Genomic DNA, 23059 nt, shown 5'->3' with positions numbered 1-23059 from the left:
TGAACGCCGGAGCGCCCACCACAATCCGCCACTCGACCTGTCTTCTGGCCGCCGGCCGAACTCGCCCCTCCATCCCTGCGACCCATGTCCACGGTTTCCACTGCGCTCCTCCAAGGCTGGCTCACCGGCGGTGGCCTGATCGTGGCCATTGGTGCCCAGAATGCGCTGGTGCTGCGGCAGGGACTGATGCGCCAGCATGTCGGCCCGGTGGTGGCGGTGTGTGCGCTGTCGGATGTGCTGCTGATCGCCGTCGGTGTCTTTGGTTTGGGCAGCCTGATGGCCTCCAGCCCCCTGCTGATGACGGTGTTCCGGTATGGCGGGGCGGCGTTTTTGCTGGCCTATGCGTTCGCGGCTGCGCGACGCGCGCTGTCGCCCAAGGCCGGGCTGCAGGCCCAGGTGGGGACTGCCAGCCTGGGCGCGGTGCTGAGCAGCACGCTGACCATGACCTACCTGAATCCTCACGTGTATCTGGACACGGTCGTGCTGCTGGGCACCGTGGGCGCCCAGCAGTCGGCGGAAGGCCGCATGCCGTTCGCGGCGGGTGCGGGCTTGGCATCGGTCATGTGGTTTTCGCTGCTGGGCTTCGGCGCGGCGGCGGTGGCGGCGCCGTTGCGCCGCGCGGCGGTCTGGCGCAGCATCGACGCTGTGATCGCCCTGGTGATGGCCTGGCTGGGCCTGCAATTGCTGTTGCGCCCGCTGGGCTGAACAAGGAGTTCCGCATGAAAGTCATCGTCCTGGGTGCCGGCATCATCGGCGTGCATACCGCCTGGTATCTGCTGGAGCAGGGCCACGATGTGGTGGTGGTGGATCGGCAACCGGATGCGGCGCTGGAAACCAGCTTCGCCAACGGCGCCCAGATCTCGGTGTGCTTCTGCGAACCCTGGGCCAATGCCGGCGCCCCGTTCAAAGTGGCGAAGTGGCTGCTGAGGGACGACGCGCCGCTGCTGTTCCGCCCCCGTCTGGATCCGGCCCAGTGGCGCTGGGGGCTGTCCTTCCTGGGCCAATGCACCACCGCCGCCTTCGAGCGCAATGTGGAGCAACTGGTCCATCTGGGCCGCTACAGCCACGAATCCCTGAAGTCGCTGGTGGCGCAGACCGGCATTGAATACAACCGCCTCGAACGCGGCATCCTGCACTTCTTCGGCAGCCAGGCCGACTTTGAAGCCGGCGCGCAGGGCGCGGAGATCATGCGTCGCCATGGCGTGGACCGTCGGGTGCTGTCTCGCGACGAAGTGCTGGCCATCGAACCGGCCCTGCGAAACGCCTCCCAGTATGTGCATGGCGGCACCTACACCCCCAGCGATGAATCGGGCGATGCACGTGTCTTCACCCAGGCGCTGGCGCGGCTGGCTGCGCGTCGCGGTGCCCAGTTCCTGTGGAATCACGACATCAACCTGCTGCAACCGCAAGCTGGCGCTCATGGCCAGGAAGTGGGCGGCGTGAAGGTGACCTCCCGCGAAACCGGCGAGTCCCAGTGGCTCAAGGGCGATGCTTACGTCATGGCCCTGGCCTCCTACGCGCCCGGCCTGATGAAACCGCTGGGCGAAACGCTCAACATCTATCCGGCCAAGGGCTATTCCGCCACCCTGCGGCTGCTCAAGCCGGAGCAGGCCAGCACCATCTCGCTGCTGGACGATGCCCGCAAGATCGCGATTTCCCGTCTGGGCGACCACGTCCGTATTGCCGGCACCGCTGAGCTGGTGGGCCTGGACACCAGTCTGGACAGCCCGACGTCCAAGGTGCGCTGTGAATCCCTGGTGCGGCGGTATGAAGAGCTGTTCCCGGGTGTGGCGGATACCTCGGAACCGAATTTCTGGACCGGACTGCGCCCCAGCACCCCGACCAACGTGCCGTACATCGGTCGCAGCGAGAAGGCGTCCAATCTGTGGATCAATGCCGGCCACGGCACGCTGGGGTGGACCCATGGCGCAGGCTCCGGCCGCGCGCTGGCGGAGCTGATGAGCGGTTTGCGTCCGGAACTGAACTTTGGTTTTTACGGAGACGTGCTGCCCGCCGCCAGGCCGAGGACGGTGGTTACGGCCTGAGGTTTCGCGCTTGAGCGGCGGAGCCGCTCAAGCGCCGGGGGCAGTCAGCGTTCGAGCCTGGGCACGTGCCTTGCTTCCGTCCACAGCTAGAATCCGCGGCCCTTCTGACCCTTCAATGCGCCGCCACCGCACCTGCGGACGGCGGCCGCAACGGCTTGCACCATGGCTTCCTCCCCCAGCGCTCTGCCGCGTGACATCTGTGCGATCGACTTCGGCACCTCCAACTCGGCCGTGGCCGTGCCGGCCGCCGGTGATGGTGGTGGCATGCGGCTGGTGCCGCTGGAGGGACAGCACACCACCATGCCCACGGCGGTGTTTTATTTCGCCGAAGGCCGCCATGACGCGGACGGCCCGCCCCGTGCCTTCGGCCGCGCCGCCATGGCCGCTTATGAAGAAGGGGTGGATGGCCGGCTGATGCGCTCGATGAAGAGCATCCTCGGCTCCAGCCTGATTGATCAGGTCACGGATGTCGGTGGCGGACGCGGCGTGAAATACGCCGACATGCTGGCCGGTTACCTCAAGCACCTGCGCCGGCAGGCCATCCAGAACGGCGTGGAACCTCGCCGCGTGGTGCTGGGCCGCCCGGTGTATTTTGTGGATGAAGACCCCGCCCGGGATGCGGCCGCGCAGCAGTCACTGGCGGACGCCGCCCGTGCGGTCGGGTTTGAAGACGTCCAGTTCCAGTTCGAGCCGATTGCCGCCGCTTTCGACTACGAACAGCAGGCCACGCGCGAGCAGCGTGTGCTGGTGGCCGACATCGGCGGCGGTACGTCCGACTTCTCGCTGGTGCGCGTGGGGCCGGAGCGGGTGAAGCGGCTGGACCGCCGTGACGACATCCTGGCCAATCACGGCGTTCATATCGCCGGGACCGACTTTGACCGCCACATCGAGCTGGCCGGCATCCTGCGTGAATTCGGCTACCGCGCCCTGGGCCCCGCCCGGGCCGGGCAGCCGCCTCGCGAAGTGCCCAGCGGTGTCTATTTCGACCTGGCCACCTGGCACCTGATCAACACCTGCTACAGCCCGCAGCGTGTGATGGAGCTGCGCAACATGAAGCCCTTCTACGGGGATGTGCGTCATCACCAGCGCCTGATGACGGTGCTGGAGGAGCGTCTGGGCCATGAGCTGGCCCACCGCGCGGAAGATGCCAAGATTGCCGTCTCCGGTGGGGGCGGCTGCCAGATCGACCTGGGGCTGATCGAGTCCGGGCTCTTGGTGGATCTGCATGAAGAGACCGCCGTGGGCGCCTTGCAGTCCGACATCGAACGCATTGCTGCCGCCGGCCGAGAGACCGTGGCCATGGCCGGCCTGACCCCTGCGGATGTGGATGCGCTGTATTTCACCGGCGGTTCCACCGGCATGCGGCTGCTGGCGGAGCGGATCGCTTCCGACTATCCCGATGCGCAGAAGGTGCGCGGCGACCGGTTTGCCTCGGTGGCGACCGGTCTGGGCCTGCACGCCGCGCGGCTGTTTGCCCGCTGAGCGGGGCGACGCCCCGCGTTCTCAGCGCCGGCCGTGCGGCGGGCCGCCTCGACGCGGCCCCCCGGCCGGGTCCCCGAGCGGGCGCCGCCGCGCGACTCCACGCGGGGCCGGGACACATCGGCCAGCAGCAGCGTGGCCCGCACCAGGCTTTCCACGGCCTCGTCCAGTTCCTCGGGCGGCTCCAGGCTTTCGATCTCTTCCAGCAGCGCGTCGGCGTCTTCCAGATCCTCAGGGTCCAGATGCATGTAGAGCTGGGCCAATGGCTCGGTCAGCTCGCTCTCGTCCAGGCTCATCAGGCCCGGGAAGAGATCGGCCGCGAGGGCAAAGCCGGCCACCCAGGGCAGCACGGTGTCTGAGGGCGAGGCCTCTTCATCCAGCTCGAACACCCACGGGTCGAACCACTGCCGGTCGGTGATGGCCTGGCGAAGTTCCCCATAACGGCGTTGGACCTGGGCCAGCAGCGCCTGGACCTCCACGCCGTCCGGCGACTGGCCTCCTTCGCTGTCCAGCACCCAGGGCCACCAGTCGGACAAGGCCACCGGCTTGGGTTGCAGCAGCACGCCCACCAGAAACCCGTCCAGCATGGAGACGTCCAGCGGCTCGGAATGCTCGGCGACCTCGTCCAGCAGACTCTGCAGGGCCTCAAGATCCTCGTCGTTCCAAGGTTCCGGGGGGGCGGGAGGGCGTTGTTGGGCGACGGAGGGCGGTGGACGACGCTCAACCCGCTGCTGTCCCCGAGGGCCGCTCTGCGGCTCAGCCCGATGCGCTCCCCGAAAATCTCCTCGAGGCTCACCCCGTGGTTCCCCGCGCTCGTCCGCCCGCTGCGCCGGACGGTGCTCCGTGTGCGGCGCGGAACGCGTGTCAGCCTTGCGCCCAGCAGAGGGCCGTTGTCCTCCCGCCCCCGGGCGAGACGATGCGCTGCCGGTTTTGGGGGTGGCGGGCTTGCCGCTTGGACGGGACGCCGGTTTTTTGGACGATGGCTTGGAGGCACTCATCGCCGCATTATCCGGGACGGCTTCCATCCCCCGCCGTTTTCCGCATGGCGAAGTGCCGCTTACAGATGCTGACCAATTGTCACAGCCCTCCTACCTACTGGGGATGTGCGCCGCTCAGGGTTCGCCCTAGAGTCACAGACAAGCACTCCCTTCTGGGGTGCACCCGTCCCAACGACGTCCTTTCTAGGACTTGCAACGCCCGGTCAGCTCCGCTGGTCGGGCGTCCTTTTTTCTGCGGACCGGGGCGCCAGCAAGCATCCACTGCGGGCGTGGAGGGGGCTGGCAGCGGCTCAGGCTTCGAAGCCGCCGCTCATCGCCGCCCGCAGGTGCTCCACCAGCAGCCGCACCCCTTGCGGGGTATGGCTGCTCCATGGGTGGATGGCATAGATCGAATCCCCGAAGAAGCCCACCACCCGCCATTGCGGCAGCACCTCCACCAGTGCACCGCGCTGCAGGGCTTCGCGTGCGCTGAAGTCCGGCAGCAACGCCAAGCCCAGGCCCGACAGGGCGGCATCCCGCAGCACCTCACTGTTACCCGCCCGGAAGAGGCCTTGCACCGGTACCCGCAGACGGTCCTCCGGCCGGTCGCGCCGTTCAAAGAACCATTGCGCCGGCCCGGGGCGCAGATAGGGGAGGCAGCGGTGTGCGGCCAATTCCGCCGGATGGCCGGGCGTGCCAAAACGCTGCAGGTAGGCGGGGCTGGCCAGCAGCAAGGCCCGCGAGGCACAAAGCCGGAAGGCCACATGGGTGTCGGGCGGCTGGCTGGTGTGGCGGATGGCCAGATCGAAACCTTCCTGCGCCAGTGGCACCAGCCGATCGGAGAGATCCAGCTCGATGCGCAGCGCCGGATACCGCTCAAAGAACGCCACCAAGGCGGGGGCCACGTGCTGGCGCCCCAGGGCCACCGGCGCGGTCACCCGCAGGACGCCCCGTGGCTGGCCTGCGGCATCGCGGGCTTCGCTCAGGCTGCGGTTGAGCAGGGCCAGGCCAGGCTCGGCCTGTTCCATCAGGCGCTGGCCGGCGTCGGTCAGCCGCGCCGAGCGGGTGGTGCGCTGCACCAGCTGCTGATCCAGATGGCGTTCCAGGTCGCTCACCCGCTGGCTGACCGCCGCCTTGGACAGGCCCAGCCGGTGTGCCGCCTTGGTGAAGCTGCCGAGACGGCCGATGGCCACCAGGGCCTGCACCTGGGACCACAGCAGTTCGTCGCGAGTTTCTGCTCGCAGCTCGTTGCGGGGCTCGGGCCTGGGGGGGCTGCGCTCAGGCGCGTTGTCCGAAACCACAACCTGAGCGCTACCTGAACCGCTCCCAGAAGCCCTAACCCAACCCCCATCTGCACCGTGGTCGGACGCGCCATCTGACCGGCGCTGTAAAGCGGCGGCTGGCGGTGGCGGCGTGGTGTGACGGCTCATGATTGTTCAGTGTACCGAACAGTGTGGCCGCCATGGCGACCTAGGCAGACCGCTGTCCGGTGCCTAGACTTGTCCTATCGCTGACACAAGCGTCCCAGCATTCGAAGACCTCCCGGAGACCGCCATGACCCAGCCCACCCCCTACACCGACGCGGCCGACATCCCCCATTTCATCGCCGGCCAGCGTCGCCCCGCCACCTCCGGCCGCAGCCAGGCGGTGTATCACCCGGCCAGCGGCGCCGTGGCCCGGCAGGTGCAACTGGGCAGCGTGGATGATGTGCAAGCCGCTGTGGCCGCCGGGGTCGCCGCATTCCCCGCATGGGCGGACGCACCGCCCCTGCGCCGGGCGCGGGTGATGTTCAAGTTCCTGGAGCTGCTGAACCAGCACCGGGATGCACTGGCCGCCATGATCACGGCCGAACACGGCAAGGTGTTCACCGATGCCCAGGGGGAAGTCACCCGCGGCATCGACATCGTTGAATTCGCCTGCGGCGTCCCCCAACTGCTCAAGGGCGACTACACCGAGCAGGTCTCCACCGGCATTGACAACTGGACGATGCGCCAGCCCCTGGGGGTCGTGGCCGGCATCACACCGTTCAACTTCCCGTTCATGGTGCCGATGTGGATGGCCCCGCTGGCCATCGCCACCGGCAATGCCTTCATCCTCAAGCCCAGCGAGCGCGACCCGTCGCCCAGCCTGCTGATGGCCGACCTGTTCAAGCAGGCCGGCCTGCCGGACGGCATCTTCAATGTGCTGCAGGGGGACAAGCAGGTGGTGGATGCGTTGCTCACCCATCCGGATGTGAAGGCCCTGAGCTTTGTCGGCTCCACGCCCATCGCCCAATACATCTACGAAACTGGCGCCCACCACGGCAAGCGGGTGCAGGCGCTGGGTGGCGCCAAGAACCACATGGTGGTGATGCCGGACGCGGATGTGGATCAGGCCGTGGATGCTCTGATTGGTGCGGCCTACGGCTCCGCCGGGGAGCGCTGCATGGCGATTTCCGTGGCGGTGCTGGTGGGTGACGTGGCGGACAGGATCATCCCGCGCCTGGCCGAACGGGCCCGCACCTTGAAGGTCAAGGACGGCATCCATCTGGACGCCGAAATGGGCCCCATCGTCACCCGCGAGGCCCGGGACCGCATTGAAGGCTACATCGGCCTGGGGGTGGAAGAGGGGGCTTCCCTGGTGGTGGATGGGCGTGGCCTGAAAGTGCCCGGCCAGGAGAGCGGCTTTTTCACCGGGGCCACGCTCTTTGACCATGTGCAGCCGCACATGCGCATCTACAAGGAAGAGATCTTCGGCCCGGTGCTGGCCTGCGTGCGGGTGGAGGGGTTCACCGAGGCGCTGTCCCTGGTCAATGCCCATGAATTCGGCAATGGCGTGGCCTGCTTCACCAGCGACGGCCATGTGGCCCGCGAGTTCGCGCGTCGGGTGCAGGTCGGCATGGTCGGCATCAACGTGCCCATCCCGGTGCCGATGGCCTGGCAGGGCTTTGGCGGATGGAAGAAGAGCCTGTTTGGCGACATGCATGCCTACGGCGAAGAGGGCGTGCGCTTCTACACCAAGCAAAAGAGCGTGATGCAGCGATGGCCGGCCACGATCGCCAAGGGCCCGGAGTTCGCCATGCCGGTCAGCCGCTGACGTCGGTGTGTCTGTGACGGGGTGTATCCTCCCTCCCCATGCCGGACCACTCTCATGAGCTGTTGGACCACGCGCCATTGAGCGAATGGCTGGAGCGTGCGCGCCTGGCGCAGCGCGAGTCTCACCTGCAGGAAGGCCTCTCGCTGGCGGACCGGATCTGGGCCCGGGCCGATGCCGAAGGCTTTGTCAGCGAGCAGGCCGAAGCCGGCAAGCTGCGCAGCTATTTCCTGCTGCGCCTGGGCGACCTGGCCGGCATGCTGGCGGCGGGCCAACCGGCCCTGCAGCTGCTGCGCCCGCTGGGGCCCTCGACCTCCCTCTGCGAGCTCCTGCGCTGGATGAGCCTGGCGGCCTGTGAGCTGGGTGACTATGAGCAGGGCCTGGCTTGCGCCCATGAAGGCCTGCAGCAGGCCATCGAATTGGGAGATGCACGGCTGCGGGCCGTCGCCCTGAACGGGCTGGGCGCCTGCTTTGAACGCATGGGCGACCCCTGGCAGGCCGAACGGTTGATGGGCGAAGCCGCCGGCATGCTGAGGGAGTCCGCCACGCCCTATGAACGGGTGGTCACCCTCACCAACCTCTGCACCGTGGCGCTCGGCGCCTATCACCTGCAGCAGGAAGGCGCCCGCCCCGAACAGGCCCGCAAAACCCTGGAACGGGCGCTGGAGCTGGCGCGTCAGGCACGGCCGTTTTCACTGCAATTGGGCGACCCCTACGCCATCGCACTGACGGCCAGCAATTTCGGCGAGGTGCTGTTGCTGATGGGGCGCCTGGACGAAGCAGAACCGCTGCTGCAAGAGGCGCTGAATCACTGCACGCAGGTCGGTTTTCATCTTCTGGAGTGGCGGCTGCGCTGCACCCTGGCCCAATTGGCGCTGGCGCACGGCCAGGCGCAATCGGCCTGGGAGGGTCTGCAGGCACTGATGGCGTTGTTGTCGAGGCCGGCGGCAGGGGTTTCTTGCCCACCGGCGCTGGACCACCTGCCCCCCTTCATCCACCTCCGACTGCATCAAACATGCTACAGCGCTGCGAAGGCGCTGGGCCTGCTGGAACCGGCGCTGTGGCACCTGGAGCGCGCCCGCGCCGTGGAACGGCGTCGCAGTATGCAGCAGCTGATGGCGCAGTCGCAGTACTTCGTCTCGCGCCTGGAGGCCGAGATCCATGTGGACGGCGGCGCGTGTGCCGACCGCGACCCGGCCACCTTCCGCGACCCGCTCACCGGCCTGGGCAACCGCCGTTGCCTGGAAACCCGTCTGCCGCCGCTGCTGCGCAACGCCGAGCAGGAGGACCGCCCGCTCACCGTGGCCCTCATCGATGCCGATGGGCTGGAACTGATCAACGAGCGGCATGGGCGGGATGTGGGTGACCGTGTGCTGCAGGAGCTGGCGCAGTTGCTGCGCGAGAACACCCGCACCAGTGACCTGGCCCTGCGCTGGAGCGGCGAGGAATTCCTGATCGTCTTCCCGGACACCATCGCCGACCGCGGGTTCGAGGTCTGTGAGCGCATTCGCGCCAGCGTCTCGGTGCATCCCTGGCAACGCCTGTCCCCGGGCCTGGACGTGACCCTCAGCATGGGTCTGGCCAGCGCGCCGCCTTACGCCACCGACCAACTGATCGCCCGTGCCACGCAGGCCGTGCAGCGGGCCAAGCACCTAGGGCGCAACCGGGTGGCCCTGGCCTGAATCCTCGGCCGGGCGCGCCGGCCGGTCTGCCGCTTCTACCGCCTGCACCACATTGCGCCCCTGCGACTTCGCTCTGTACAGCGCTTCGTCCGCGCGGCGCAGTACGTCGGTCGGGTCGGTGTCTGTGAGGGCCGCTTCGGTGATGCCGAAACTCGCGCTCAGCGGCCATGGCTCGTCATTCCAGGTGAAGTCCGACTGCTCCAGCAGATGCCGCATCCGCTCCGCCACCAGCAGCGCCCCGCCGGCATCGGTATAGGGCAGCAGCACGCAGAACTCCTCCCCGCCCAGCCGGCCCAGCAGATCGACCTCCCGCAGGCACGGCTGCAGCAGGCCGACCAGGGCCTTCAGCGCCGCATCCCCAGCGGCATGGCCCAGGGTGTCATTGAGCTGCTTGAAGCGGTCCATGTCCAGCAGCACCAGTGCGTACGGATGTCCCCGCCGCATCCGGTGATGCTCCTGCGCCATCGCCTCGGCCATGGCGCGGCGGTTCAGGGCATCGGTCAGCGGATCCCGTAGCGTCAGGCGGCGGATCTGCAGCACCAGCTTCATCAGGAGCAGGAACGCCAGCGTCCCGTTGAGCACCAGCGTGAGCACCAGGGCGGTCCACAGCCAGGCAATGCCGAAACTGCTGTGCAGGTCCACGTCCCGCGGGCCCCCTGGCGACATCACCGCCACCAGCGGCCGGACCAGCAGCAGCAGCCCCAGCAACAGAAAGGGCAAGCCGAAGAGGGCGGAGAGTCCGGGCTTGAGGTCTCTTGCGCGCAGCAGGCGATAGGTGTCCCGTGCGGACACCATGCACAGCACGCCCAAGGTGCCATCGAGCACCAGCAGATGCACCACCGGCTGGCTCTGTGCCGGCAATTGTGTGAGCAGTGCGGTGGCAATCACCACCGTTGCGACCACCGGTGGCCATCGCGCCGGTTGCTCCGCCACCATGGGCACCGCCGAATGAATCAGGCCGAAGCCGCTGAGCAGCAGCAGGTCGGCGGCCACGTCCTGCCAGAGCAGTTGCGGCTCTGCCAGCCACAGGATCAACAGGGCGCCCGCCTGCAGTGCATTGGCTCCGGCCAGGCACAGGGCGGCGGATCGGCATTCCCTCAGGCCGACCGCGATCAGCAGCCAGATCACCATCGCCACGCCCATTACCGCCACCAGCGCGGCGACCATGCTCAGTGGGTCGGTGGCCGGCATCATGCCGCCACTCCCTGCGCGGACGCCCGCTGCACCCGGTTGCGGCCTCGCGCCTTGGCGGCGTACATGGCGGCATCCGCCCGGGCCAGCGCATCCTGGCCGCGGGCGTCGCCCAAGCGCATGGCCGCCACGCCCACGCTGGCACTGATCGGCCAGATCTTGTCGCCCCAGGTGAGCGGGCGTTCCTGCAGCAGTCGCCGCAAGCGTTCGGCCACCAGCACCGCGCCGGTTTCATCGGTGTCGGGCATCAACACCGCAAACTCCTCGCCGCCCAGACGGCCGAAGCAGTCGGTGGTGCGCAAGGCATCGGTCAGCACTTCGGCCAGATGCCGCAGGGCCGCGTCGCCGCCGGCATGGCCCAGTTCGTCGTTGATCCGCTTGAAATGATCCACGTCCAGCACCAGCAAGGCGTGGCTGTGGCCACGCTCCACCTGAGCCTGCAGGCGCTGCAGGTGCTCCTCCAGGGCCCGGCGGTTGAGCAGCCCCGTGAGCGGGTCGCGGCGGGTGAGATGCCGCACCCGCGCAATCAGCCGCTGCATCACCAGGGCCACCAGGCCGGTGGTGATGGCCAGGTTCACCACCAGGCGCAGCAGTGCCAGCGGCGCGTTGGCGGCCAATCCGCTCAGGCCCAGGCCGAGGGGCAGCCACTGCAACAAGCCGCCTGTCCGCCACAGGCCTGCGCCGGCCAGCACCAGATACGGCAGCACCAGCAAGGCGGTGACCAAGCGGCGAAAACCGGTGCCGCGCAGGATGTCGACGGCCGCGATCAGCGCCAGCGCGGCGGCAAAAAGATTGGAGATGGCGCGGGCTGCGGTGAGGTCGGGATACACAACGGCGTGGGCCGCGAGGCCGATCAGGACCATCGCCACCACGTCGATCAGCTGATGCCGCAGGCGCATCAGCCCACGGACCCCGGCGGTCAGCAGCCCGGCGCAGATCAATGAAAGGGGAAGGCTGACCAGCGGTTCGACTCCGGCGGGCAGCGTGGGCCACCAGGCCAGCACCAGCAGGCCGTGATGCAGCGCAATGCGGCGCGCGGCGCGTGGAGCGATGCGCAGCACCTCGCCCAGCAGCAGCCACACCACACAGGCGAACCCGTCGACCACGGTAATCACCATCAGAAGGGTGGCTGCGTCCAGGGCTGGCATTCGCGGCATCATCGCAAAGCGCCTGCGTACACACAATCAGCCCCCCTGAGCACCGGGGGGCAGCATCGTCCGGCAAAACAAGGACAAGGCCCGCGCGGGCTGCGTCTGCCTCTGAAGGCGCGGGGCAGCCAGGTGGGTCTGGCGCGTAGACCAGCGTTCTTGGACGGGTGCTGGAGGTCGCTGGCGGCTCTATTGGACGCCGTCCGGCAGGGCGGGGGAGATCAGCGCCGTTCGACCAGCACCGGGGTCAGTGCCATGGCGGTACGGACCTTTTCCGCAGCGGCGCGCGCATCTTCCCGGGTGCTGAAAGGGCCCGCCTGCAGGCGGTGCAGCTGTTTGTCCTTGAAGATGGTCAGCATCGGCGCCATCCAGTCCAGGCTCTTGTTGAACTGCTCCCGAAGCGTCTCCGCGCCTTCCAGGCGGGAAAAGGCACCGAGCTGCAGCCAGTACCCGGCGGCGGCCGCGACCTTCATCGCGGGCAGTGGGGCGTCCGGCGTCGGTGTGGCGGCACTGGTGGCCGTGCCGGAGGCTTGGCTGGCCGTGGCGGGCATCGTCGGAACATCCCTGGGGCTGTCGAGATCCGTGCCCGGCGGCAGCGCGACCACCGGGATCGGCACCATGCCGGCGCTTGCGCCCACCGCGTTGCCGGCGGCACTGGTGCTCACCGGCGGGCTGGACGGGTTGCTGGACGTCGCCGGGCGCGGCGCCGGGGTCGATGGCGTGGCCGCCTGCGTGCCCCGCATCTGCACCGTTGTGGTCACTTCCGGCGCCCCGGTGGGTGAAGCCGCCGCATACACCGGCGCTTCCGGCACCGCCCGGTCGCCGGGCTGGCTGGGCATCTCCTTGCCACGCAGCCAGGCGCCGGTGCGGATGTCCTCATAGGTGATCCGCTCCACCTCCACCTCCGAGACGCCACGCAGCAGGTCCAGCTTGAGGGCGGCGGTGTAGCTGAGGTCGATGATGCGTTCGCTGTGGAACGGCCCGCGGTCGTTGATACGGACGATCACCTCCCGCCCGTTCTTCGGGTTGCGCACCCGCGCATAACTCGGGATGGGCATGGTGGGATGCGCGGCTGTCATCGCATACATGTTGTAGACCTCGCCGCTGGCCGTCGGTCGGCCGTGGAACTTGCGCCCATACCAGGAAGCCAGGCCGCGTTGCACCAGCTTGTCATCGTCCGTCAGCGGCTGATAACGCTGCCCGGCCACCGCATACGGCTTGTTGGGCCCGCCCTTGCGGATGGATTCAAAGCGGGGCAGGGCGTCCGGGATCTTGTCCAGGTCGGCCGGCACCACCGCCTCCGGGCCATCCTTGGCCGGCCACTGCGTCACCTTGGGGCTGGCGGGGGCGGGACCGGGGGGGCGGCTGGGGGCAGGACCACGGCTGGCGCAGGCGGCCAGGAACAGGGCACTCGTCAGGACGGCCAGACGCTGGCCGGCGGGGCGGGCTTCAAACATGGCCGCAACCCTAGCAACGCAGGCCGGTTTTGCCAAGGTTATGCTGCACGGGTTCGTGCATTCGAACGATTGGTTTCCACACCACACACATCGCCCAGCCATGAGCTCCTACGTCTTTCCCCCCGCCCCGCAAGCCTCTGTGGCCGTGCGCGGCACCGATGCCCGTTACGCCGTCAGCCGCATCTTCTGCGTGGGCCGCAATTACGCTGCACACGCCCGGGAGATGGGGAGCGACCCCGACCGCGAGCCGCCGTTCTACTTCACCAAGCCTGCCAGCGCGCTGGCGCCGTCCGGCGGCACCATCCCCTACGCACCCGGCACCCAGAACCTCCACTATGAAATGGAGCTGGTGGTGGCCATCGGCAAGCCGGTGTTCCGTGCCTCGCCGGAACAGGCCGCTGACGCCGTCTGGGGTTATGCCGCGGGCCTGGACATGACCCGCCGCGACCTGCAGAACGAAGCCAAGGCCATCGGCCGCCCCTGGGACCTGGGCAAGGGCTTCGAGCATTCGGCCGTCATCACGCCGCTGGTGCCCCGCAGCGAGCTGGGCGAGCTGAAGTCCGGCGCGATCACGCTGAGCGTGAACGGCACCGAGAAACAACGCGGTGACCTGTCCGACATGATCTGGAGCATTCCCGAGCTGGTGGCCAACCTGTCGCAGTTCTATCACCTCGAACCGGGCGACCTGATCTACACCGGCACGCCCGAAGGCGTGGGCCCGGTGAAGCCCGGGGACACCATCGAAGGCGTGATCGAAGGCTTCGGGACGCTCACCATCCAGATCGGCGACGCGGAATAACTGCGCCCCCCGGCTGAAGACCTGCCATGTTTGATCACAACGAGAGCCTGGCCGAGGCCTGCCAGCGCAACATCCGTGATGCCCTGTTCGAGGACATCGGCGTGGCCGACTGGACGGCCCGGCTGGTCCCTGCCGGGCGACCGGTGAAAGCCCATGTGCGGGTGCGTGAGGCCGCCGTGCTGTGCGGCCGCGACTGGTTCGAAGGGGTGTTCCGGCAGTTGGACGCGAGCAGCCGCATCACCTGGCTGTACGACGAAGGTGCCGACATGAGCGCCGATACGGTGGTCTGCCGCATCGAGGCGGACGGTCGCTCGCTGCTGTCGGCCGAGCGGCCGGCGCTGAACTTCCTGCAGCTGCTCTCCGGCACCGCCACCATCACCCGGACCCACGCCCGTGCCATCGAAGGCGCCAGCCCCAACCCCAAGGGCTGCGTGGTGCTGGACACCCGCAAAACCCTGCCCGGCCTGCGGTTGGCGCAGAAATATGCGGTGCGGGTGGGCGGTGGTGCCAACCAGCGGTTGGCCTTGTATGACGGCATCCTGATCAAGGAAAACCACATCGCTGCCGCCGGTGGCGTCACCCAGGCGCTGCAGCAGGCGCAGGCCCTGCAGGCGGGGGTGACCATCCAGGTCGAGGTGGAAACGCTGGACCAGCTCCGTGAGGCGCTGGCGGCGGGCGCCGTCAGTGTGCTGCTGGACAACTTCAGCGAGGCCATGATGCGGGAGGCCGTGGCCGTCACGGCCGGGCGCGCCCTGCTGGAGGTGTCCGGTGGGGTGGCGCTGGATCAGCTCCGCTGGATTGCCGCCACCGGCGTGGACCGGATCTCGGTGGGCCGCCTGACCAAGGATGTGAAGGCGGTGGATTATTCGATGCGGGTCGACCCGTGAGCGGGTGCCTGGCCCGCGCCTGAGGGCGTCGGACTGGCATGGCCCTCCAAGGGCCCTCTGCAGATCAGCCGGTGTGTTTCCGTCCAGGAAGCCACCGGCTTTTTTCATGCCGGCCGTGTGTCCAGGCGTGGGCTGAGGCACCGACCTAGTGCATCCGAGCGCCCCGCCATGGGCCTGCGGCGCGCTCCACCCGGCCCGGCGCACACCAAGCCTGTGCGCAGCGCTTGCATACAAGACAGATGAACGTGTTGGCACGGAAGCTGCAAAGCCCAAGGCATGGGCACCACCGCCACCGACATCAGCCAGCGCATCATCGAAGCCGTGCTGGCGCAGAAGCTGCCACCCGCCACCCGGCTGGGTGAGCAGCAACTGGCGCTGTTGTTCGACTGCAGTCGCACCATCGTCCGTGAGGCGCTCACCCGGCTGGCCGCCCGTGGCATCGTGACCGTCAGCGCCCGTCGCGGCTGGTATCTGATTGCGCCCAGCCAGGAAGAAGCCCGCGAAGCGTTTGATGCCCGACGGGTGATCGAGTTGGGACTCATCCGGGGCCGGCAGGGGCAACACAAGCTGGACAAGCCGGTGCTCAGTCGTTTGCGTCGGCATCTGCAGCAGGAGCGCGCGGCCCTGCGAGGCGACGATGTGAGTGCCCGCAGCTTCCTGCTGGGCGACTTCCACGTGTGCCTGGCGGAATGCCTGGGCAACCAGTTGCTGGCGGACACACTGCGCGATTTCACCGCGCGCACCACGCTGATTGCGATGCTGTACCAGTCGTCCCATGACGCGGACCAGTCCTGCCAGGAGCATGTGGCCATCGTGGACGCGCTGGAGCAAGGCGACATGGCCGCTGCCGAGGCCTTGATGGCAGCCCATCTCACCCACGTGCAGGACGGGCTGCGACTGCCGACCAACAGTGACCCGCTGCATGTCCTGCGGCAGGCGCTCGCACCGGTGCCGGTGCCCGTGGCGGTGCGTACGGACCTTGCCCCGCGTGCCACGCCCGGGCCGGCGCCAGCACCCTCACCCGCTTCGGCCGCTGCGCCCAAGTCCCGTTCCGCTTCATCGTCCAAGGCACGCCGCCAGGCGCCACCGGACGACACCTCCGATCCCCCCGCCGCCTATCTAGGAGCCTTGTTATGAGCCTTGCCGCCTCCCGCTTCCCCCGGTTCTGCGCTTCCCTCACCCGTCGTCTGCTGCTGGCCGCCGGCCTCGGCCTGGCCGTGGCCGGTGTGCAGGCCCAGACGGCGCTGGACACCATCACCAAGTCCAAGACCATCCGCATCGCCATTCCGACCGACTACCCGCCGTATGGCTTCGTGGGCCCGGATATGAAGCCACAGGGCCTGGATGTGGCCATGGCCGAGTTGATTGCCGCCAAGCTGGGTGTGAAGGTGGAACTGCTGCCCGTCACCAGCGCCAACCGCATCCCGTATTTGCAGACCAAGAAGGCGGACCTGGTGATCTCGTCGCTGGGCAAGAACCCGGAGCGTGAGAAGGTCATCAGCTTCAGCGCCGCGTATGCGCCGTTCTACCAGGCGGTGTTTGCGCCCAAGAGCATGAGCATCAAGTCCTTTGCCGATCTGGCCGGCAAGACGGTGGCCGTGACACGCGGGGCCATGGAGGACCAGGAGCTGGGCAAGGTGGCGCCCGCTACGCTGGAGTTCAAGCGCTTTGAGGACAACAACGCCACCATCGCCGCCTTCTCGGCTGGGCAGACCCAGGTGTTGGCCACCAGCGCCGCCGTGGCCGCCAACCTGATGCAGCGCAACCCGGGCCTGAACATCGAATACAAGCTGCTGCTCAAGGACAGCCCCTGCTATGTGGGTGTCGCCAAGGGCGAAGACGCGCTGCTGGCCAAGGTCAACGCCATCATTGCCGCCGCCAAGCAGGCTGGTGAGCTGGAGGCGCTGTCCAAGAAGTGGCTGGGCCGCGGCACCGGCGAGCTGCCGCTGTAATCGCAGGCGCCAAGGAGGCCGCCATGGAGTTCGATTTCGGCGCCGTGCTGGCGGAATGGCCTTTGCTGCTGCGCGGCCTGGGCTGGACCGTTGGCCTCACGGCGGTGGCCGTCCCGCTCGGGCTGCTGGCCGCCACCCTGGGGGCCTGGGCACGCGCCTGCGGCCCTGTCTGGCTGCGCCGCACGGTGGGGGTGTATGTGGAGCTCCTGCGCAACACCCCCTTCATCGTGCAGCTGTTTTTCATCTTCTTCGGCCTGCCGTCGCTGGGGGTGAAGCTGTCGCCCGAGCTGGCCTCGGTGATTGCGATGACGCTCAACCTCGGCGCCTATGGCACCGAGATCCTGCGCGCTGGCATTCAGGCCACTCCCAAGGGGCAGTGGGAAGCCGCCTACAGCCTGGCCATGGGGCCGGTGCAGACCTTTGTGCGGGTGGTGCTGCCGCCGTCCTTCAAGCGCGTGTGGCCAGCCATGACCAGCCAGATCATCATCGTGATGCTGGGCACGGCGGTGTGCGGCCAGATCTCCACCGAAGAACTGAGCTATGCCACCAACCTCATCCACAGCCGCAACTTCCGCGCCTTTGAAGCCACCTTCGTGGCCGTCGGCTTGTATCTTGTGCTGAGCATGCTGGTGCGTCGCCTGCTGTTGTGGGTGGGCGCCCGGTTCCTGTTTGGCAGCGCACCGGCCGCCGCCGCCCGTGCGCCGCTGATGCGCCGCTGGCTGGGAGCCCGCCATGGTTGAGTTCACCCTCTGGGACATTCTTCGCAACCTGCTGCTGGCCTTGCGCTGGACGGTGGTGCTGTCGCTGATCGCCTTCATCGGCGGGGGCGTGGTGGGCGGGCTGCTGCTGTGCCTGCGGCTGGGTCTGGGACGCTACACCGCGCGCCTGATCGGGCTGTATGTGCAGGTCTTTCAAGGAACACCGCTGCTGATGCAGCTGTTCCTGGCCTACTTCGGCATGTCGCTGCTGGGTGTGGAAGTCTCGGCCTGGACGGCCGCCAGTGTGGCGCTGACGCTCTACACCAGCGCCTATCTGGTGGAGATCTGGCGCGGCTGCGTGGAGGCCGTGCCCAAAGGCCAGTGGGAAGCCGCGCGCAGCCTGGCGATGAGCTTTGGCGAGCAATTGCGCCATGTGGTGCTGCCCCAGGCGATGCGCCTGGCGATTGCGCCCACGGTCGGTTTTCTGGTGCAGGTCATCAAGGGCACGGCCTTGGCGTCGGTCATCGGTTTTGCCGAGCTGACCAAGACCGGCAGCATGATCGCCAACGCCAGCTTCAAGCCCTTCCTGGTGTTCGGCTGCGTGGCCCTGATGTATTTCGTCCTGTGTTTCCCGGTGAGCCTGTTCGCCCAATATCTGGAAAGGAAGAGCCATGGCCGCCCAGCCTGAAGCCCTGCTGACCCCCACCCAGGCGCCGCGTGTGCCCATCGTGCGCATCACTGCGCTGCGCAAGTCCTACGGAAGCAACGAGGTGCTCAAGGGCATCGACCTGGATGTGCTGCGGGGTGAAGTGATTGCGCTGATCGGCAAGAGCGGATCGGGCAAGAGCACGCTGCTGCGCTGCATCAATGGCCTGGAGCAGTTCCAGGACGGATCGCTGACGGTGGCGGGCAAGCCGCTGCTGCATGAGAGCGCCATGGCCATGCGGGCGCTGCGCCAGCAGGTGGGCATGATCTTCCAGAGCTTCAACCTCTTTCCCCACCTCACCGTGGGCCGCAATGTGATGCTGGCCCCGACGCTGGTGAAGCAGCGCAGCCAGCGGGAAGCCGCCGAGCAGGCGCGCGCGCTGCTGGCGCGGGTGGGCCTGGCCGAGAAATTCGATGCGATGCCGGAGCAGCTGTCCGGCGGTCAGCAGCAGCGGGTGGCGATTGCCCGTGCCCTGGCGATGGAGCCGCAGGTGCTGCTGTGCGACGAAATCACCTCGGCGCTGGACCCGGAACTGGTGGGCGAGGTGCTGCGTGTGGTGGAGTCACTGGCCCGTGACGGGATGACGCTGCTGATGGTGACGCATGAGATGAACTTCGCCCGCAAGGTGGCGGACCGGGTGATCTTCATGCATCAGGGCCGCGTGCATGAAATCGGCCCGCCGTCCGACATCTTCGGGGCGCCCAAGACGCCGGAACTTCAGCAGTTCCTGGCCTCGCTGCACGACTGAAGCGGGGCCTCAGAGGCCTCCCAGGGCCTCGGAGGGCCTGCCAGACGGGTCAGCGGCCCAGTTGCTCCGGGGAGAACCACTCGTCATCGGGCAGTTGTTCAAACACCCGCTTCAAGCCACCTCCCCAGCCCTGCCGCAGTCTGGCGAAGTAGGGGTCTTCCTGCGTGATGCGGTGCGGATGCACGGGGGCGAAGCTGTCGGTGCGGTAGAGCAGCATGTCCAGCGGCAGGCCCACCGACAGATTGCTGCGGATGGTCGAGTCAAACGAGATCAGTGCGCACTTGGTGGCCTCGGTGAGGCTGCTGTTGAAGTCGATCACCCGGTCGATGATCGGCTTGCCGTATTTGGATTCGCCGATCTGCAGATAGGGCGTGTCCTCGGTGGCTTCGATGAAGTTGCCTTGCGGGTAGACATGGAAGATCCGCGGCGCCTCGCCGCGGATCTGGCCGCCGACGATGAAGTTGGCACCAAAATCCACGCCCTGGCTGAGCTGGCCGCCGCCGTCGCTGTCGCGTGCCACCACTTCCTTCACCGTGCGGCCCACCAACTCGGCGATGTCATACATCGAGCCGAGGTTGAGCAGGTGCCGCCCCTCCCCGTTGGCCCGTTGGCGCAGCAGGCTGACCACGCTCTGGGTGGTGGCCAGATTGCCGGCATTCAGCAGCGTGACCAGCCGTTCACCGGGCACCTCGAACAGATTCATCTTGCGGAAGGTGGCGATGTGGTCCACCCCCGCATTGGTGCGTGAGTCCGAGGCAAACAGCAGGCCGGCGCGCAGCCGCATGGCAACACAGTACGTCATGGCGCGGGAGGTTAGCGCATCCTCGGGGTTCGTGGCAGGGGCAGCAGCCCGATCATTGCTGGTCCGGCGTGGCGGGTTTCACGAGGACCTGCGCCCGCATCGTCTCGGTGCCCCCGCCCAGCCGCACACCGCGCACCGGGCAGGCGTCCAGATAGTCCGCCCCGATGGCCAGCTTCACATGGCGGCTGTCCGCCAGGCACTGGTTGCTGATGTCGTAGCCCAGCCAGCCGCCGGCCGTTGCTTCCGGGAAGGTGGCGCCGCCGTCCGGCAAGCGGACTTCCGTCCAGGCATGGCTGGCCACATGTTCGGCGTCTGTGGCCAGATAACCGGAAACGTAACGCGCCGGCAGCCCCAGCAGCCGGGCGCAGCAGGCAAACACCTGGGCATGGTCCTGGCAGACCCCGCGGCCCGATGCAAAGGCCTCGGCCGCCGGGGTGGCGGCATCGGTGAAGCCCCGGATGTAGGGCATGCGCTCCCCCACGGCCGCCATCATCGCCAGCATGGCCGCATGGGCGTCCCGCCGGACCGCCTCGGCAAAGCCGCTGGCGAAGGCGCGCAGGGCGGCGTCTGCGTGGGTCAGGGGGCTCTCGCGCAGGAAGACCTCCGGCGGGAATTCATCCTTGGGATCCGGCCGGGGGGGCGTGTCGTCGGTCACCACCTCGCCGATGGCCTGCAGATGAATGTCCGCCTGCGGGCCGTCCAGGCTGAGCACATGCATGATGTTGCCAAAAGCGTCCTTGCAGACGCTGGCCTCCGCCGGCAGCCGCAACCCCCAGTGCAGCACGTGCAGGCCCGGGGACGGGCGGGGCGTGAGCCGCAGGTATTGGGTGCTCCGGCTCAGCGGCGTCTGGTAGCTGTACACGGTGTCATGCGAGATATGCAGGTGCATGGCGTGTTCCGTTGTGTGCCCGTGATGGCGCGGGAGGAAGGCTCATTGGGGGAGGGCTCATGGGAGGGCGGGGTGCCGTCACTGCGCCTCGAAATACGCCCGCTGAATGGCCAGGCCCAGCCGCGCGGAGTCGTCCAGGAAATTCGTCAGCCACGGATGCAGGCCGGCGTCCAGAATTTCATCCACCGTCCCGTATTCCAGATGCAGGGCCAGCTCCCCGGCCAGCTGCTTCACCTTGCGGCCGGCATCGGACGCGCCTTCGCGGGAGTCGATCTGCGGCAGGATGGACCGGATTTCATCGCAGCAGGCGCGCAGCGAGCGGGGCACGTCCGGCCGCAGGATCAGCAGCTCGGTCACACGGCGGCCATTGAGGCTGTCGCGGTAGGCCGCGTGATAGGCCTCAAAGGCCGACAGCGACCGCAACAACGCATTCCAGGCATAGAAGTCCGGGGCGCTTTCGCTGGGTACATCCACCGGGGCGAGCGTGTCCACCGCCGGCGCAATCAGCTGCGACTTCACATCCAGCAGGCGCGCGGTGTTGTCCGCCCGCTCGACGAAGGTGCCCAGACGGATGAAGCAGTAGGCGTCGTTGCGCTGCAGCGTGCCGTAGGTGGCTCCGCGGAACAGATGGGACCGCTCTTTCACCCAATCGAAGAACGACGACGGTTCGGCCACGCCTTTGCGCGCCAGTTCACGCGCTTCCAGCCAGCTGGTGTTGATGGCTTCCCACATCTCGGCCGTGATCTGGCCCCGCACCGCATGGGCGTTCTCCCGGGCCTGGCGGATGCAGGACAGCACCGAGGCCGGATTCTCCAGGTCGATGCCCATGAAGCGGAACAGCTCCTCCGCGCTCAGACGGGCATGACGGGCCTGGTAGGCCTCCAGCGTGCCGGTCACGGCCAGCGGCGCGGCCAGTTCGGTGGCGGCTCCGCGGCTTTGCGGCAGCAGCGACAGCGAGTGCGTGACATCCAGCATGCGCACCAGATTCTCGGCACGCTCCAGATAGCGGCTCATCCAGTACAGCTGGGCGGCGGTACGGCTCAGCATGAGGGGCTCCTCTCCAGAATCCAGGTGTCCTTGGTGCCACCGCCTTGCGACGAATTCACCACCAGCGAGCCCGCCTTCAGCGCCACCCGCGTCAGCCCGCCGGCCACCATGTTGACCTCGCGTCCCGACAGCACAAAGGGCCGCAGATCGATGTGGCGCGGTGCAATGCCGCGCTCGACGAAGGTCGGGCAGCTGGACAGGCACAGCGTGGGCTGGGCAATGTAGTTGGACGGGTTGGCTTTCACCCGCTCCCGGAATTCCGCCACCTCGGCCGCCGTGGCGGCCGGGCCCACCAGCATGCCGTAGCCGCCAGCGCCGTGCACCTCCTTCACCACCAGGTCCGCCATGTGGTTGAGCACATGGTCCAGGTCCTGCGGCTTGCGGCACTGCCAGGTGGGCACGTTGTGCAGGATGGGCTCCTCGCCGAGGTAGAAACGGATCATGTCCGGCACGTAGGGGTAGATGGACTTGTCGTCCGCCACGCCGGTGCCGATGGCATTGGCCAGCACCACATGGCCCTGCTTGTACACCGACAGCAGGCCGGGCACTCCGAGCATCGAGTCGGCACGGAAGGCGAGCGGGTCCAGGAAGGCATCATCAATGCGGCGGTAGATCACATCGACCCGCTTCGGCCCCACCGTCGTGCGCATGAAGACAAAACCATCCTTGACGAACAGGTCCTGGCCTTCCACCAGCTCCACGCCCATCTGCTGCGCCAGGAAGGCATGTTCGAAGTAGGCGGAGTTGAACGGGCCAGGCGTCAGCACCACCACTGTCGGGTTGTCGGCCGGGCTGGCCTGGCGCAGGGTGGTGAGCAGCAGCGCAGGATAGTGGGCCACCGGCGCCACCGAATAACGGGCGAACAGCTCCGGGAAGAGCCGCATCATCATCTTGCGGTTCTCCAGCATGTAGCTCACGCCGGAGGGCACTCGCAGGTTGTCCTCCAGCACGTAGTAGCCGCCGTCGGAATGCCGGATCAGATCAACGCCGGTGATGTGGGCATACACCCCCAGCGGCAGGTCCAGCCCCTGCATGGCCGGTTGATATTGGGCGTTGGCAAACACCTGCTCGGCCGGGATCAGGCCCGCCTTGACGATCTCATGGTCGTGATAGATGTCCCAGAGAAAGCGGTTGAGTGCATTGACCCGCTGGCGCAGGCCCTGCTCCAGCATGCGCCATTCATCGGCGGGCACGATGCGGGGCACGGTATCGAAGGGAATCAGCCGCTCCGCGCCGGCTTCGTCGCCATACACCGCAAAGGTGATGCCCACCTTGTGGAACAGCAGGTCGGCCTCGGCCCGCTTCTTGGCCAGGGCTTCCGGCGTCTGGGCATGCAGCCAGTCCGCAAAAGCCTGGTAGCTGGGCCGGATGGCACCACTTTGCAGCAACATTTCATCGTAATGGCCGGAGGCCGGCAGGGTCAGCGCATGCATGAAGGCTCCAAATACGGGCCGTCGGGGCGGTCCGGTCGGAGGGATTG

General features: G+C 67.7%; 21 protein-coding genes. 12 read left to right on the top strand and 9 right to left on the bottom strand.

The window, feature by feature from the left end:
* Positions 1-84: 84 nt before the first annotated feature.
* The 3 genes from OU995_RS04405 (at position 85) to OU995_RS04395 (ending at position 3527) form a co-directional block, all read left to right on the top strand.
* Positions 85-705: a LysE/ArgO family amino acid transporter gene (locus OU995_RS04405; protein WP_267834257.1), complete on the top strand. Its 621-nt coding sequence runs from the start codon at positions 85-87 to the stop codon at positions 703-705.
* A gap of 14 nt (positions 706-719) precedes the next feature.
* The gene (locus OU995_RS04400; RefSeq protein ID WP_267834256.1) at positions 720-2045 is read left to right on the top strand and encodes a D-amino acid dehydrogenase; all 1326 of its coding nucleotides are present in this window, start codon (positions 720-722) and stop codon (positions 2043-2045) included.
* Positions 2046-2207: 162 nt separating this feature from the next.
* On the top strand, positions 2208-3527 hold the full coding sequence (locus OU995_RS04395) for an Hsp70 family protein (protein ID WP_267834253.1): 1320 nt from the start codon (positions 2208-2210) through the stop codon (positions 3525-3527).
* Here OU995_RS04395 and OU995_RS04390 read toward each other — a convergent pair.
* Positions 3437-4153, bottom strand: a complete 717-nt coding sequence (locus tag OU995_RS04390) for a YecA family protein (protein WP_420714872.1) — start codon at positions 4151-4153, stop codon at positions 3437-3439. The genes OU995_RS04395 and OU995_RS04390 overlap by 91 nt on opposite strands.
* A gap of 659 nt (positions 4154-4812) precedes the next feature.
* On the bottom strand, positions 4813-5745 hold the full coding sequence (locus OU995_RS04385) for a LysR substrate-binding domain-containing protein (protein WP_420714870.1): 933 nt from the start codon (positions 5743-5745) through the stop codon (positions 4813-4815).
* A gap of 310 nt (positions 5746-6055) precedes the next feature.
* On the opposite strand from OU995_RS04385, the gene OU995_RS04380 reads away from it, so the two are divergent.
* Complete coding sequence (locus OU995_RS04380) at positions 6056-7576, top strand: CoA-acylating methylmalonate-semialdehyde dehydrogenase (protein ID WP_267834250.1); 1521 nt, start codon at positions 6056-6058, stop codon at positions 7574-7576.
* A 38-nt stretch (positions 7577-7614) separates the two neighbouring features.
* Complete coding sequence (locus tag OU995_RS04375) at positions 7615-9255, top strand: tetratricopeptide repeat-containing diguanylate cyclase (RefSeq protein WP_267834249.1); 1641 nt, start codon at positions 7615-7617, stop codon at positions 9253-9255.
* On the opposite strand, the gene OU995_RS04370 is transcribed toward OU995_RS04375, so the two are convergent.
* The 3 genes from OU995_RS04370 to OU995_RS04360 form a co-directional block, all read right to left on the bottom strand.
* A complete protein-coding gene (locus OU995_RS04370; RefSeq protein ID WP_267834248.1) occupies positions 9226-10449 on the bottom strand; it encodes a sensor domain-containing diguanylate cyclase in 1224 nt (407 codons plus the stop codon). The genes OU995_RS04375 and OU995_RS04370 overlap by 30 nt on opposite strands.
* A complete protein-coding gene (locus tag OU995_RS04365) occupies positions 10446-11594 on the bottom strand; it encodes a sensor domain-containing diguanylate cyclase (RefSeq protein WP_267834247.1) in 1149 nt (382 codons plus the stop codon). The genes OU995_RS04370 and OU995_RS04365 overlap by 4 nt, the downstream gene beginning before the upstream one ends.
* 221 nt (positions 11595-11815) lie before the next feature.
* Positions 11816-13051, bottom strand: a complete 1236-nt coding sequence (locus tag OU995_RS04360; protein WP_267834246.1) for a septal ring lytic transglycosylase RlpA family protein — start codon at positions 13049-13051, stop codon at positions 11816-11818.
* A gap of 100 nt (positions 13052-13151) precedes the next feature.
* On the opposite strand from OU995_RS04360, the gene OU995_RS04355 reads away from it, so the two are divergent.
* The 7 genes from OU995_RS04355 to OU995_RS04325 all read left to right on the top strand — a co-directional run bounded on the left by OU995_RS04355 (position 13152) and on the right by OU995_RS04325 (position 18841).
* Complete coding sequence (locus tag OU995_RS04355; protein ID WP_267834245.1) at positions 13152-13850, top strand: fumarylacetoacetate hydrolase family protein; 699 nt, start codon at positions 13152-13154, stop codon at positions 13848-13850.
* A gap of 26 nt (positions 13851-13876) precedes the next feature.
* A complete protein-coding gene (gene nadC, locus OU995_RS04350) occupies positions 13877-14737 on the top strand; it encodes a carboxylating nicotinate-nucleotide diphosphorylase (protein ID WP_267834243.1) in 861 nt (286 codons plus the stop codon).
* Positions 14738-15013: 276 nt separating this feature from the next.
* A complete protein-coding gene (locus OU995_RS04345; RefSeq protein WP_267834242.1) occupies positions 15014-15874 on the top strand; it encodes a GntR family transcriptional regulator in 861 nt (286 codons plus the stop codon).
* On the top strand, positions 15871-16689 hold the full coding sequence (locus OU995_RS04340) for a transporter substrate-binding domain-containing protein (protein WP_267834241.1): 819 nt from the start codon (positions 15871-15873) through the stop codon (positions 16687-16689). Before OU995_RS04345 ends, OU995_RS04340 begins: the two co-directional genes overlap by 4 nt.
* 23 nt (positions 16690-16712) lie before the next feature.
* Positions 16713-17429: an amino acid ABC transporter permease gene (locus tag OU995_RS04335; protein WP_267834240.1), complete on the top strand. Its 717-nt coding sequence runs from the start codon at positions 16713-16715 to the stop codon at positions 17427-17429.
* Positions 17422-18075 (top strand): amino acid ABC transporter permease, encoded by a 654-nt coding sequence (locus tag OU995_RS04330; RefSeq protein WP_267834239.1) that lies wholly within the window; start codon positions 17422-17424, stop codon positions 18073-18075. The genes OU995_RS04335 and OU995_RS04330 overlap by 8 nt, the downstream gene beginning before the upstream one ends.
* Entirely contained in the window at positions 18059-18841 is a 783-nt protein-coding gene (locus tag OU995_RS04325; protein ID WP_324288705.1) for an amino acid ABC transporter ATP-binding protein, read from the top strand. Before OU995_RS04330 ends, OU995_RS04325 begins: the two co-directional genes overlap by 17 nt.
* A gap of 49 nt (positions 18842-18890) precedes the next feature.
* Here the strand turns inward: OU995_RS04325 and OU995_RS04320 are convergent, their stop codons facing one another.
* From OU995_RS04320 to OU995_RS04305, 4 genes are all read right to left on the bottom strand, one after another.
* Complete coding sequence (locus OU995_RS04320; RefSeq protein ID WP_267834238.1) at positions 18891-19643, bottom strand: proteasome-type protease; 753 nt, start codon at positions 19641-19643, stop codon at positions 18891-18893.
* 52 nt (positions 19644-19695) lie between these two features.
* Positions 19696-20532, bottom strand: coding sequence for a transglutaminase family protein (locus OU995_RS04315; RefSeq protein ID WP_267834237.1), 837 nt, complete (start codon positions 20530-20532; stop codon positions 19696-19698).
* A gap of 78 nt (positions 20533-20610) precedes the next feature.
* On the bottom strand, positions 20611-21579 hold the full coding sequence (locus tag OU995_RS04310; RefSeq protein WP_267834236.1) for an alpha-E domain-containing protein: 969 nt from the start codon (positions 21577-21579) through the stop codon (positions 20611-20613).
* Complete coding sequence (locus tag OU995_RS04305) at positions 21573-23012, bottom strand: circularly permuted type 2 ATP-grasp protein (RefSeq protein ID WP_267834235.1); 1440 nt, start codon at positions 23010-23012, stop codon at positions 21573-21575. Before OU995_RS04305 ends, OU995_RS04310 begins: the two co-directional genes overlap by 7 nt.
* Between the last annotated feature and the right edge of the window lie 47 nt (positions 23013-23059).

This window comes from Roseateles sp. SL47, from assembly GCF_026625885.1.
In the GTDB taxonomy this organism is placed as follows: domain Bacteria; phylum Pseudomonadota; class Gammaproteobacteria; order Burkholderiales; family Burkholderiaceae_C; genus Roseateles.
The sequence above is the reverse complement of the archived record's forward strand: the minus strand, read 5'-3'. Positions and strand labels throughout refer to the sequence as shown.

What these genes read in the sequence shown, in the direction of transcription:
- nadC (WP_267834243.1), top strand. Translation starts at nt 13,877, where the DNA reads ATGTTTGATCACAACGAGAGCCTGGCCGAGGCCTGCCAGCGCAACATC.
- OU995_RS04320 (WP_267834238.1), bottom strand. Translation starts at nt 19,643, where the DNA reads ATGACGTACTGTGTTGCCATGCGGCTGCGCGCCGGCCTGCTGTTTGCC.
- OU995_RS04310 (WP_267834236.1), bottom strand. Translation starts at nt 21,579, where the DNA reads ATGCTGAGCCGTACCGCCGCCCAGCTGTACTGGATGAGCCGCTATCTG.
- OU995_RS04365 (WP_267834247.1), bottom strand. Translation starts at nt 11,594, where the DNA reads ATGCCAGCCCTGGACGCAGCCACCCTTCTGATGGTGATTACCGTGGTC.
- OU995_RS04340 (WP_267834241.1), top strand. Translation starts at nt 15,871, where the DNA reads ATGAGCCTTGCCGCCTCCCGCTTCCCCCGGTTCTGCGCTTCCCTCACC.
- OU995_RS04335 (WP_267834240.1), top strand. Translation starts at nt 16,713, where the DNA reads ATGGAGTTCGATTTCGGCGCCGTGCTGGCGGAATGGCCTTTGCTGCTG.
- OU995_RS04380 (WP_267834250.1), top strand. Translation starts at nt 6,056, where the DNA reads ATGACCCAGCCCACCCCCTACACCGACGCGGCCGACATCCCCCATTTC.
- OU995_RS04345 (WP_267834242.1), top strand. Translation starts at nt 15,014, where the DNA reads ATGGGCACCACCGCCACCGACATCAGCCAGCGCATCATCGAAGCCGTG.
- OU995_RS04375 (WP_267834249.1), top strand. Translation starts at nt 7,615, where the DNA reads ATGCCGGACCACTCTCATGAGCTGTTGGACCACGCGCCATTGAGCGAA.
- OU995_RS04370 (WP_267834248.1), bottom strand. Translation starts at nt 10,449, where the DNA reads ATGATGCCGGCCACCGACCCACTGAGCATGGTCGCCGCGCTGGTGGCG.
- OU995_RS04330 (WP_267834239.1), top strand. Translation starts at nt 17,422, where the DNA reads ATGGTTGAGTTCACCCTCTGGGACATTCTTCGCAACCTGCTGCTGGCC.
- OU995_RS04405 (WP_267834257.1), top strand. Translation starts at nt 85, where the DNA reads ATGTCCACGGTTTCCACTGCGCTCCTCCAAGGCTGGCTCACCGGCGGT.
- OU995_RS04315 (WP_267834237.1), bottom strand. Translation starts at nt 20,532, where the DNA reads ATGCACCTGCATATCTCGCATGACACCGTGTACAGCTACCAGACGCCG.
- OU995_RS04355 (WP_267834245.1), top strand. Translation starts at nt 13,152, where the DNA reads ATGAGCTCCTACGTCTTTCCCCCCGCCCCGCAAGCCTCTGTGGCCGTG.
- OU995_RS04325 (WP_324288705.1), top strand. Translation starts at nt 18,059, where the DNA reads ATGGCCGCCCAGCCTGAAGCCCTGCTGACCCCCACCCAGGCGCCGCGT.
- OU995_RS04305 (WP_267834235.1), bottom strand. Translation starts at nt 23,012, where the DNA reads ATGCATGCGCTGACCCTGCCGGCCTCCGGCCATTACGATGAAATGTTG.
- OU995_RS04395 (WP_267834253.1), top strand. Translation starts at nt 2,208, where the DNA reads ATGGCTTCCTCCCCCAGCGCTCTGCCGCGTGACATCTGTGCGATCGAC.
- OU995_RS04360 (WP_267834246.1), bottom strand. Translation starts at nt 13,051, where the DNA reads ATGTTTGAAGCCCGCCCCGCCGGCCAGCGTCTGGCCGTCCTGACGAGT.
- OU995_RS04400 (WP_267834256.1), top strand. Translation starts at nt 720, where the DNA reads ATGAAAGTCATCGTCCTGGGTGCCGGCATCATCGGCGTGCATACCGCC.